Source organism: Nocardia sp. NPDC059154 (assembly GCF_042755705.1).
In the GTDB taxonomy this organism is placed as follows: domain Bacteria; phylum Actinomycetota; class Actinomycetes; order Mycobacteriales; family Mycobacteriaceae; genus Nocardia.
In genome coordinates, this window is the sequence record NZ_JBHZCS010000009.1 from 146,087 (window position 1) to 157,405 (window position 11,319).

4 protein-coding genes are annotated in these 11,319 nt (G+C 64.3%); 3 read left to right on the plus strand and 1 reads right to left on the minus strand.

Features of this window, described 5'->3' with window-relative positions:
• Nucleotides 1-6 precede the first annotated feature (6 nt).
• Nucleotides 7-1,998: an AAA domain-containing protein gene (locus ACFXN1_RS11115; protein WP_379439835.1), complete on the minus strand. Its 1,992-nt coding sequence runs from the start codon at nt 1,996-1,998 to the stop codon at nt 7-9.
• 542 nt (nt 1,999-2,540) lie between these two features.
• Between ACFXN1_RS11115 and ACFXN1_RS11120 the strand changes: the two genes are divergently transcribed.
• From ACFXN1_RS11120 to ACFXN1_RS11130, 3 genes are read left to right on the plus strand one after another with little or no spacing between them, the layout of a single operon-like run.
• Entirely contained in the window at nt 2,541-5,423 is a 2,883-nt protein-coding gene (locus tag ACFXN1_RS11120; protein WP_379439873.1) for a helicase-related protein, read from the plus strand.
• A 2-nt stretch (nt 5,424-5,425) separates the two neighbouring features.
• Complete coding sequence (locus ACFXN1_RS11125; RefSeq protein WP_379439833.1) at nt 5,426-10,024, plus strand: DNA methyltransferase; 4,599 nt, start codon at nt 5,426-5,428, stop codon at nt 10,022-10,024.
• Nucleotides 10,021-11,304: an HIRAN domain-containing protein gene (locus ACFXN1_RS11130; RefSeq protein ID WP_379439831.1), complete on the plus strand. Its 1,284-nt coding sequence runs from the start codon at nt 10,021-10,023 to the stop codon at nt 11,302-11,304. The genes ACFXN1_RS11125 and ACFXN1_RS11130 overlap by 4 nt, the downstream gene beginning before the upstream one ends.
• Nucleotides 11,305-11,319 lie beyond the last annotated feature (15 nt).

Consider the following 11,319-nt stretch of genomic DNA (forward strand, 5'->3'; position numbering starts at 1 on the left):
CTCGGATCATGCTCGGGCACCAGGGCTTGCAACAGCCCGGGCCTGCGGCGCGAACGGACTGATGAGGCCGATGCTGCCGGGTTCGGTGGCGCTCCACAGGCGGTCGGAGACCACGTTCGCCGCCAGTTGCGCGTGCATCACGTTGTATCGCGACGACATGCCCTCTCGGCGGGCCAGCGGTGCGTGCAGATCGCTGGTGTCGATCAGAATCGTCTCGGCGTGCCGAGGAGGAATCGTCCGGGCCGGTCGAGTCAGAACCGATGCGGCCGTCTCCAGTCCAACCTCGGGGTAGAAGGCCCGTCCGATGGATTCACCGATCCGCGGACGCATCCGATGCTGGGTGTCGAGTGCGACCAGATTCGCGGGCGCTCGCCCGGCCCGCACGGCGCGCGCTATCCCGGACTTCTCGAACGCGCTCTGCCCCAGCCATTCCCGGGCGTCCGGTTCCTGGGATTGCACGATCGGCGACAGCTGCCGGAAGTCGCCGGCCACGATCGTATGGCCGACGCCCATGCCCGCGACGAGCATGGTCATGGCCGCGGTCATCATGCTGGCCTCGTAGACGACGACCACATCGAACCCCTTGCGGCGCACCGCCTCTTTCAGCACCACCTGATGCGAGGTGCACGCGAGCAGCCGGCCCTCTCCGATCACGTGATCGCGCACGTCACCGAGCAGCGCGGTCAGGCCCTTCGCGAACCCTTCGAGATCAGCGATCTTGCGGGTCAGGGCAACCGCCTCCTGACGGCGGGCAATATCGCTCTTGGGGATGGCGTGATGCGCCTTTCGTAGGTCCGCGAGTTCGTCGCGAGCCTCCACCAGGCGGCGCGCAGGCTCCGCACCCTGGTCCGCGGCGATCTCGTCCAGGAGAACCGCCCGGGCGCGACCGGACAGGAAGTCGTTGTCGGTCGGCCCGATTCGGACGATCTCCCCGCTCTTCACCGGCGGACGGCGTTTCAGCAGGGCGCTCAACGCCACGTCGATGGCCGCGTTGGTCGGTGCGGCCAGCAGCACCGTCTTGCCCGCGTCGAGAAGTTCGGCGAGCAGCACGGCGAGGGTTGTCGTCTTCCCGGTACCGGGCGGACCCCACAGCCAGGTGAGGCGCGGGCACAGGCCGTGGGCGACGGCCAGACGTTGCCGTTCATTCAGCCCCGCAACGGGATACGGCTCGATCGGCGGCACCGCGTCGAGCATGCCCGCCGCCGAGACCGGCTGCATCGCCGCGGCGGAATCGAAGCCCGGCATCGGCCCCGACAACAACTCGGCGAACCTCATGACCTGCTCGGTCACGAGATACGACAGATCACAGCGCAGCCGTGCCTGCTCCCAGAAGGGTTCGCCGGCCGCGACACCCAGCGTGATGTCGGACCCGTATTGGGTGAGAACCTCCGCGTTGACGCCGCTGTGCGTGGTCGCCCTCTCCTGCGGCGGCAGCAAGGTCGCCGTCGTGCCCTCCCGCACGTTCTCGCTGCCCTGGATTTCGTAACGCACGATGCGCCGAGTCGGAGTCTCTTCCAGGATCTCCCCGTCGATCAGTTCGACGTTCTGCCATCCGGATCGGCTGACCGCCGTGCTTCGCTCCAGGACCAGCGCGGCCCGCGCGGCGGCGGCCATGTCCTTCCAGCCGGGTGCGATCGGGTGGGCGATCGGTTCGGGGGCCCTGACCGGCTCGACGACCCTATCGCGCAGGCTTCGAAGCTCCCGCCGCAGTGCCGCACTCGTTTTGAAGGTCTCCTGCGGGTCCCGGGATGTCTTGCGGCCCTCACCGCCGGTGGTCGGCTCGCTCGCCGGGTCCCCCGGATCCCGCCAGCATCCGCTCGCGTCGTCCAGTTCAGCGATGTGGTGTTCGTGGCACAGCATGAACAGCTCTGAGAGGTCCGGACGCCGAAATCCCCTGGCCTCGAGACGATCCAGCAATTCGGCTGTACTGATCGGCCCCTGCGCGACGATGTCGCCGATCACCTTCGACAGCCCATGGTTGCGGCCTTGTTTCACCATTCTCTCGACAGACTCTTCCGTTTGAAAGGATCATGGTCACACTGCTTCACGGACGAGAACCGAGAACACATGCCCACTCGTGTACGTTCCCTACACACTGCTCGAGTAGTGAGCAAAATACAATCGATTTTTAGTGATTGACAACGCTTTCAGCCCCGCCTACCGTTCCTGTCATCCGGGGCTGAGCCGTTGCCGATTCACCGACCGATGTGCGATGGCAGCGCCCGCAGTAGCGTCGACCGGTTCGGCCGCGAACTGAGGTGGGTTGGCAAACAACGAGATACAAGGAGAAGTCGTCTGCGAGCGTTGTCCGGTCCGAGTGGTTCAGCGGCGACGCCGCGCCTGTTGACCAGGCCGAATTCCCTACGCGCACTCGGCAACGAGCTCATCGTGGCGGCCGACGGCGCCGGGATGCCACCGGATCACACCGATTTCGAGAGTATCGACATCCCTCGCTCTCGCTACCGACGGGAAACATGTGGCAAACCACCGGGGGTACTAAGTTGTTTGATCGGACCGTTGACCTATCAGGAGCACCATCCATGACCGTTGTCGCAGCGCCGGATCTGCGTGTCGCCCCCGGCTCCATCGTTGTCGTTCGCGATGAGGAATGGTTGGTGACCGCCGCGGAGCAGGGTTCGGACGGGTGGCTACTACGGGTGCGCGGTCTGTCGGAGTTGGTGGCCGATACGACGGCGACGTTCTATTCGAGTCTCGACGCCATCGAGGTGCAGGATCCGGCCGATGCCGAGGTGGTCTCGGATGGCTCGCCCGGCTACCGGGATTCGCGGTTGTGGCTGGAGTCGCTGCTGCGTAAGACGCCGTTCCCGTACGGCGATCAGACATTGACGGTATCGACGCGCATGCTCGCCGATTCGCTCGCCTATCAGCGGGCGTCGGTGGCCAAAGCGCTTGATCCGCAACATATTCGGCCGCGCATCCTGCTGGCCGACGCGGTCGGTCTGGGTAAGACCCTCGAGATCGGCATGATCCTGTCGGAGCTGGTGCGGCGCGGGCGCGGGGAGCGCATCCTGATCGTCACGCCCAAGCATGTGCTGGAGCAGATGCAGCACGAGCTGTGGTGCCGGTTCGCGCTGCCGTTCGTGCGCCTGGACTCGGCCGGTATTCAGAAGGTGCGCCAGAAGCTGCCCGCGACGCGGAATCCGTTCACCTATTACAAGCGCGCGATCATCTCGATCGACACCTTGAAAAGCCCGCGCTACAAGGAGCATTTGAAGCGGCATCACTGGGATGCGGTGGTGATCGACGAGTCGCACAACCTCACCAATGTCGGTACCCAGAACAACGAGCTGGCGCGGGTGCTGGCCCCGAACACCGAGGCGCTGATCCTGGCGTCGGCGACGCCGCACAACGGCCGGGAGGAGTCGTTCGCGGAGTTGCTGCGGCTGCTGGATCCGACGGCGGTGGCCGCGGACGGTTCGTTCACCAAAGACGATGTGTCGACCCTGCTGATCCGGCGGCACCGCCATCATCCGGAAGTGTCGGCGGAGGTGGGCAGCGACTGGGCGGAGCGGGCCGAGCCGGTGCACCGGCTGGTGACCCCGTCCGACGCGGAAGACAATGTGGCACGGGAGCTTTCGCAGGTATGGCTACATCCCGAGTCGGGAGGTTCACCGTACTCGGGTGAGACGAAGGCATTGTTCCCGTGGACCCTGGCCAAGGCGTTCCTTTCCTCCCCGGCCGCGTTGGCAGAGTCGATCAACCAGCGGCGCAACACCCTCCGCAAGGACGGCGGCCCGAGCGGGCCCGCCCAACTGGGTGAGATGGCGGCGTTGAACACCCTGGCGGAGTTGAACGACAAGGCGCTGGGCGATTCCTCGGGCAAGCAGGCGGCCCTGGTGGAGTTGTTGCGCGAGATCGGGGTCGGCCCGAAGTCGTCGATGCGGGCGGTGGTGTTCGCCGAGCGCGTCGCCACGTTGAAGTGGCTGACCGAGGTGCTGCCGGCGGCGCTGGGCTTGAAGCCGGAGAACGTGGCGATGCTGCACGGCGGCCTGTCCGACACCGATCAGACCGATATCGTGGACAGCTTCAAGGTGGAGACCTCCCCGATCCGCGTGCTGGTCACCGGTGATGTGGCGTCGGAGGGTGTGAACCTGCACGCCCACTGCCACAACCTGATCCACTACGACATCCCGTGGTCGCTGATCCGCATCGAGCAGCGCAACGGCCGTATCGACAGGTATGGGCAGCAGCATCCGCCGGTGATCTCGTCGCTGATCCTGCAACCGTCGGACACCGAGTTCTCCGGTGATCTGCGGGTGCTGTCGCGGCTGCTGGAGCGGGAGAACCTCGCGCACACCACCCTCGGTGACATGGCCTCGCTGATGGGCAAACACAGTGTGGGCGAGGAGGAAGAGGCGATCCGCAAGGTGCTGGCCGGGCAGTCGCCCCTCGAGGAGCAGGTGCGCGGCATCGATGAGATCGCCGCCGGCAACGACGTGGACGCCTTCTTCGCCCAGTTCGATCTGTCCGAGGACGAGCCCGCGGCCCTGCCGGAACTACCACGCCAGAGCCTCTACGCCGACGACATCGGTTTCCTCGACGAGGCTCTGCGCGCCGCCTTCGACGATGTCCCGCACGCCGATCCGGTCGCAGGCGGCGTCGGCTGGCAGGTGCACGCCAATCACGGCATCGCCGAACTGATTCCGCCCCGGGATCTGCGACAGCGGCTGGGTCAGCTGCCGCAGAACTACTTGCAGGCGGGCAAGGTGCTCGAGCGCCTCAAGCTGGCCACCTCGCCGGTGGTCGGCAACGCGCAGCTGTCGGCGGCCCGCCAGGGTAAGGGTGTCGCGGATTCGACGTGGCCGGAGGCGCATTTCCTCGGTCCCCTGCATCCGGTGCTGGATTGGGCGAGCGATCGCGCGTTGAGCGCGCTGGGCCGCAATCAGATCTTCGTCATTCGCGGTGACGTCGAGACCCCGACGGTGCTGTTGATGGGCACGCTAATGAACCGTCGCGGACAACTCATTTCGCGAGTCTTCGCGACCGCCGAGTTCCCGAAACCGAAAAATCCGGCATTCTGCCTGGTCGAGCCGGTGGCCGACCTAGACTTCCTGACCTCGAGCACCGGTCTGAAGCCGGGCACCGCCAATCCGGGGCCGGTTCCGGATCCGGGCCGCTACCGCGCCTTGATCCCAGTGGCCGTCGACCATGCCGCCGACACGTTGACCGTGACTCTCGACGAACAGCGCGCATCCGCCCAGGCGCGGCTGGCGCACTGGCGTGAGCGCGCCGACCGCTGGTATGCGGGCGCGGGCCAGCTCGAACTGTTCGGCAGCCAGAAGAAAAAGGTGGACAAGCTGTCCGAGCGTATCGCCGAAGAGCAGCGCCTCGCCGAATCCCTCGCCCCCACCCAGCAGCTGGTGCGCCCGCTGCTGGTGATCGTCCCCGGTAAGGATCAGTAACCATGGCCTCTTTCGATTCCATCGTCATCGGCGAGGACTGGATCAGCGAGCACTACTTCACTACCGATTCGGTGAAGGAGTCCTTCCAGGGCAAGGTCATGGAGCTGCGCAAGTTCTGGGACGCCGAGGCCAAGGAGGGCCGCGGCACCGTCCGCGCCACCCTGCTCGCCGCCACCCGCGACCTGCAATCGGCGCTGGCCGCGCTCGCCGAGAACCCCCAGGACGCGCCAAAGGCGCACGCCGAGGTGCGTAAGGCGTTCGGCTACCAGGGTGAACTGACCGCCTTCGCCACCGAACGCGCGGGCTCGGATCTGGTGATCCCCGACGCCCAGCTCCCCACCGTCGCGAATGTGCTATTCCTGCAAGCGAACCCGGTGTCCTCCATCGAGGACCTCCTGGACCCGGAGTCCGGGCGGCTGATCACCCCCGCGACCGAGGACGGCAAACCAATCCCCTCTGCGTCCAAGGCGGTGTCGGCGGCCTTCCGTTCCGACGCCCCGCCCGCGTTCGTGGTGGTGCAGGCCGGTCAGTGGCTGCTGCTCGCCGAGGCCGAACGCTGGGCCGAGGGCCGCTACCTGGCCGTCGACCTGCTGGTGGTGACCGAACGCCGCCATGAGGCACGCGGCGGCGAAATCGACCGCGCCGCTGCCATCTTCGGCCGCCAAGCCCTCACCGAGGACGCCAACGGCAACCTGTGGTGGACCGGCGTCCTGGAGGATTCGGTCAAACACACCGTCGGAGTCTCGAAGGATCTGCGCGAAGGCATCCGCCTGTCCATCGAGATCATCGCCAACAACGTGGTGGAACGCCGCCGCGCCAAAGGCGAGACAATGGACGGCATCGACGGCCAGGACCTGGCCAAACACTCCCTGCGCTTCCTCTACCGAATCCTGTTCCTCCTCTACGCAGAGGCCTCCCCCGAAATGCGGGTCCTCCCCACCGGCGCCGCCGAATACGAGGAAGGCTACGGCCTCGACCGCCTGCGCGAACTCACCCTCACCGAACTGGTCTCTCCCCGCGCCCGCAACGGCACCCACCTCTACGAATCCCTGAAAAAACTCTTCGACCTCGTAGAAAACGGCCACGCCCCCACCATCCGCGACCGCAACCCCGACAACCCTGCCCCGGGCCTCGAATTCAACCCCCTGCGCGCGGACCTGTTCTCCCCCAAAGCCACCCAGCTCATCGACGACGTCGGCCTCGCCAACGAAGCCGTCCAGCGAGTCCTCGAACACCTACTGCTCACAAAGGAATCCAAGGGCCGCAAGGGAGCCGACCGCGGCTTCATCAGCTACGCCGAACTCGGCATCAACCAGCTGGGCGCGGTCTACGAGGGCCTCATGTCCTACACCGGCTTCTTCGCCGACGAAGACCTCTACGAGGTGGCTCGCAACGGCGACCCCGAAAAAGGCTCCTGGGTAGTCCCCATCGACCGCGCCGACCACCTCGCCGAATCCGACTTCGTCCGCACCGAAGATCCGGACACCCACGAACCCCGCCCGGTCATCCACCGCAAGGGCACCTTCGTCTTCCGCCTCGCCGGCCGCGAACGCCAGCAATCCGCCTCCTACTACACCCCCGAAGTCCTCACGAAATTCGTCGTCTCCCAAGCTCTCGAGGAACTCCTCGACCAGAACGACACCCGCACCACGCCGGAGGAAATCCTCCAACTCACCATCTGCGAACCCGCCCTCGGGTCCGGAGCCTTCGCCATCGAAGCCGTCCGGCAGCTGGCCGCCGAATACCTCAAACGCAAACAAGAAGACCTCGGCAAGACCATCGACGCCGACAAATACACGACCGAACTGCAAAAGGTGAAGGCCCACATCGCCCTGCACCAGGTCTACGGCGTCGACCTCAACGCCACCGCCGTCGAACTCGCCGAAATCTCGTTGTGGCTGGACACCATGGTCGAGGGGCTTCAGGCACCCTGGTTCGGTCTGCATCTGCGGCGCGGCAATTCCCTGATCGGAGCCCGGCGCGCGGTGTACACCCCGAACGAGCTGACGAAAAAGGCGTGGCTCAAAACGGTTCCGAAGGATGTGCCCCTGGGCGAGGACATCGGCACCGGCATCCACCACTTCCTGCTGCCCGCCGAAGGCTGGGGCGCGGTCATTGACACCGCCGAAGCAAAAACCTACGCCCCCGACCAGCGTGAAGCACTCCGCCTGTGGCGCAACGAAATCCGCAAGTCCCCCAGCAAGGCCATCGCAAAACGCCTGGCAGCCCTGGCCCAACGTGTCGAAACCCTCTGGGACTTCACCCTCCGCCGCCTGACCATCGCAGAATCCGAAATCCGGCGAGACCTTCATCTCTGGGAGTCCGAACCGGTTGAACACACCCCGGCGGTGACCCGAGAACAGATCGAGTCCGTACTCACCAACCCGAACGGGGCGTACCAGCGCCTGCGCCGTGTAATGGACGCATGGTGCGCGATCTGGTCGTGGCCGCTGACCACGGACAAGGAACCACCGGACTGGGATACTTGGGTCGGTGGGCTGGAGGCAGTCCTTGGAGTCGCACCGAAAGAGACCGCAGCCGAACGTCGCGGACAGCTCAGCCTTGGGCGGGATACAAGTTGGCAGGAACTCGATTTCGCCGAGGAGAACGACCTACTGCTGTCCCGAGCCATGGTGGTGGGGCATGCTTGGCACCAATTCCCTTGGCTCTCGGTCACACAGGAGATTTCTGACCGAGCCGGATTCTTTCACTGGGAGTTGGGCTTCGGACCTGTGTTCGCGCGCGGCGGATTCGACCTGCAGGTAGGCAATCCGCCATGGGTGCGGCCGGACTGGGACGAGGCAGGCGCACTGGCGGAGGTAGATCCATGGTGGCAGCTCGTCGATAAGCCGTCAGAACTCGTGAAACGTCGCAAACAGGAAGAGACGCTCGCGTTCCCTGGATCGCTAACAGCGTTTCTCGATGAACGGTCGGATCAAGCCGGAAATAAGGAACATCTCGGCTCAGGGGTTGAGCGCCCAGCACTGTCCGACCTGCGACCAGACCTGTACCGGTGCTTCATGGAACGCACCTGGCGGACATCTCGACCGAGCGGCACAATTGGCCTAATCCACCCGGACAGTCATTTCACGGAACTTCGCGCCCGAAAGCTTCGACGGGAGACATATCGAAGAATTCGCCGCCATTGGGAGTTCCGGAATTCACTGAATCTGTTTTCAGAAATCGATCGCCATATCCACTATGGGGTGCATGTTTACGGCTCATATCAACAAGAGCCGCAGTTCATCCAGGCCGTGTCCTTATTTCATCCGGATACGGTGGAACGTTCACTGGTCCACGATGGATCCGGCGCCGAACCGGGCCTAAAGAATGATTCAGGCAATTGGAACACCACACCTCACGCTGGCCGAATCGTGCATGTTACAACACCAGTACTCGCCAGCTGGGCAGCTCTCATCGATGAACCCGGTACAGCTAGCCACGAAGCACGCATGCTGTACCCAATCAACCAAGCCAGCTCTGCCACACTCGACAAGATCTCTTCTGCACCACGCCTGGGTAACATCGAGTTCGAATGGACGACGGGATGGAATGAGACAACCGACCGAAAGTTGGGTTATTTCGAATCAGCTTCGGAGATACCCGATCGATGGGAAAATGCAATCCTTCAGGGACCACATCTGACAGTTGCAACGCCTCTCAATCAGCAGCCTTACGAGGAGATGAAGAGCAACCGAGACTATTCACCTATTGATCTCGAAGTTATCACCGAGGACTTCATTCCCAGAACAAATTACCAGCTAGCTAAACCATACATTGATTACATCGCCGCCTACCCGAAATGGGATGGCAAGTCAAGCTCCACCTTTTTCCGGCTCGCTTGGCGCGAGATGGCAGATATCGCTACCGTCCGCACGCTCCAAGCAGCGGTCTTGCCCCCCGGACCAACACACGTCCATGCTGTGCACACGCTGACGCTGCCAAATAACAATCGCGCTCTCGCGGCACTCAGCGGAGTTAGCCATTCCATCGTGGCCGACTTCATGATCAAGGCTATCGGCAGCTCACATATCAAGGCTTCTACCTGGCCCCAACTCCCATTGCCGATTGACCACGCGCTGATCACAATACTCAACTTTCGCACGCTGCGGCTAAACTGCCTCACCCGCCCTTATGCCCCGCTGTGGCAAGAGTTGTATTCCTCCTCCTGGCAACAGGATTCGTGGGTCTCAGACATTGGAGTCGATTATGTCGACCGCGTCCCTCTGGGCTCGGTCGGTCGCGACTGGACCTGGTCTACTCCACTCCGCCGCGCAGCCGACCGACGCCAGGCGTTGGTGGAGATCGACGCCGTTGTCGCGGTCATGCTCGGCATCACCGCCGAGGAGCTGCTGACCATCTACCGCACCCAGTTCCCGGTCTTGCACCGATATGAGTCTGAAGCCCTTTACGACGCGAACGGACGCCAGCTCCCAACGAAACTGGCATCGGAGTACCGCAAGAAGGGCAGCCTGAAGCCCGCCGATCTCACCGCCGACGGCATCACCTATCAGGAGCCTTTCGTCGGTGTCGACCGTGAACGCGATATGAAGCTCGCCCACAAGCACTTCTCCCAGCTCATGGATAGCGAGCAGCGGTGAGGCAGCAGCGAACTGAACCCGGTGGCGGTTACACCATGTACCCGCTGTGGACACTCGGCGTCGGCGGTTGGGCCGGTCAGGAAGTGGTTGGGACCTTCGCCTATATCCCGAATGTGCTGTGGATGCTCGGGGGTGAGTTCGATCCTCGGGGTGCGGAGGTGTCGCGCACGGTCGAGCTGATCCCGGAGCCACAGAATTCGCATGATCCGAATGCGGTGTCGGTCAGGTTCCAGGCCAAGACGATCGGGTATCTGCCGCGGGAGGATGCGGTTCGATATCAGGGGCGGCTGCTGGAGTTGATGGCGGGTGGGTTCATTCCGACCGTGGGGGCTCGGATTTGGGCTTCGGAGCATCCCGAGTGGGATGAGCGGGGTCGTGAGCGGAAGGTGGTGCAAGCTCAGATTCATTTGTATTTGGCGAGTCCGGACACCATGGCGCCGGTGAATGATACGCCCGCCGGACCGTACACGATGCTGCCGGAAGGGGGTTCGGTGCAGGTCGGGAAGACGGGCGAGCATTTCGAGTGGCTCGACCGGTACCGGACGGGGAGCGGGACGGCGCTGGTGCTGGTGACCTTGGTTCCCCGGGAGGAACGAACCGCGCGGACGGTGAAGCGGGTGGCGGAGATTCGGCTCGATGGGGTTCGGATCGGGCAGTTGACGCCGGCGATGAGCGAGAAGTTCCTGCCCGCCGTGGATCATCTGCTGGCGCGCGGACTGGAGGTGGTCGCGCCCGCGGTGATCACGGCGTCGCCGGTGTCGGCCACGGTGTCGTTGCGGGCGAAGAAGGCATTCGAGCTGCCACCAGAGGCGTTGAACGGTCCCCCGGTAACGGTGCTCGCCCTGGGCATCGATCCGCCGGCCCGGCCCGCGATATCCGGGGAACTTGATCCAGCGAGTTCGACGCGAACATCGAATTCCATTGAACTCCAGAGCAATACGATCGATCTCGATGGCCTGCGGGACGAGGTACAGACGGCGGTGACGGCGTCGGGTAGCCGGATCACCGTCACCGAGTCTCCGGCGGAGAAGACGGTGACGGTGGTGCTCGAGTTCGCCCAGCCGCTCACCACCTGGCAGTCGCGCATGGCGTCGGAAGTGATCGCCACCGGGCGGCGCCTGTTGGTGAACGGGAACGGTTCGAGCGCGCGGGACACCGAGTTGACCGACCGGCTCCTGTCCGCCGTCGCGCCGCTGGATCGGGCTCAGCAGTTCGTGGACGCGTTGCTCGGGATTGATGACTCGGATTTCGCGGCCGCTCAACGCTTCAACGCTCAGTAGAAGGGACGACTTCGA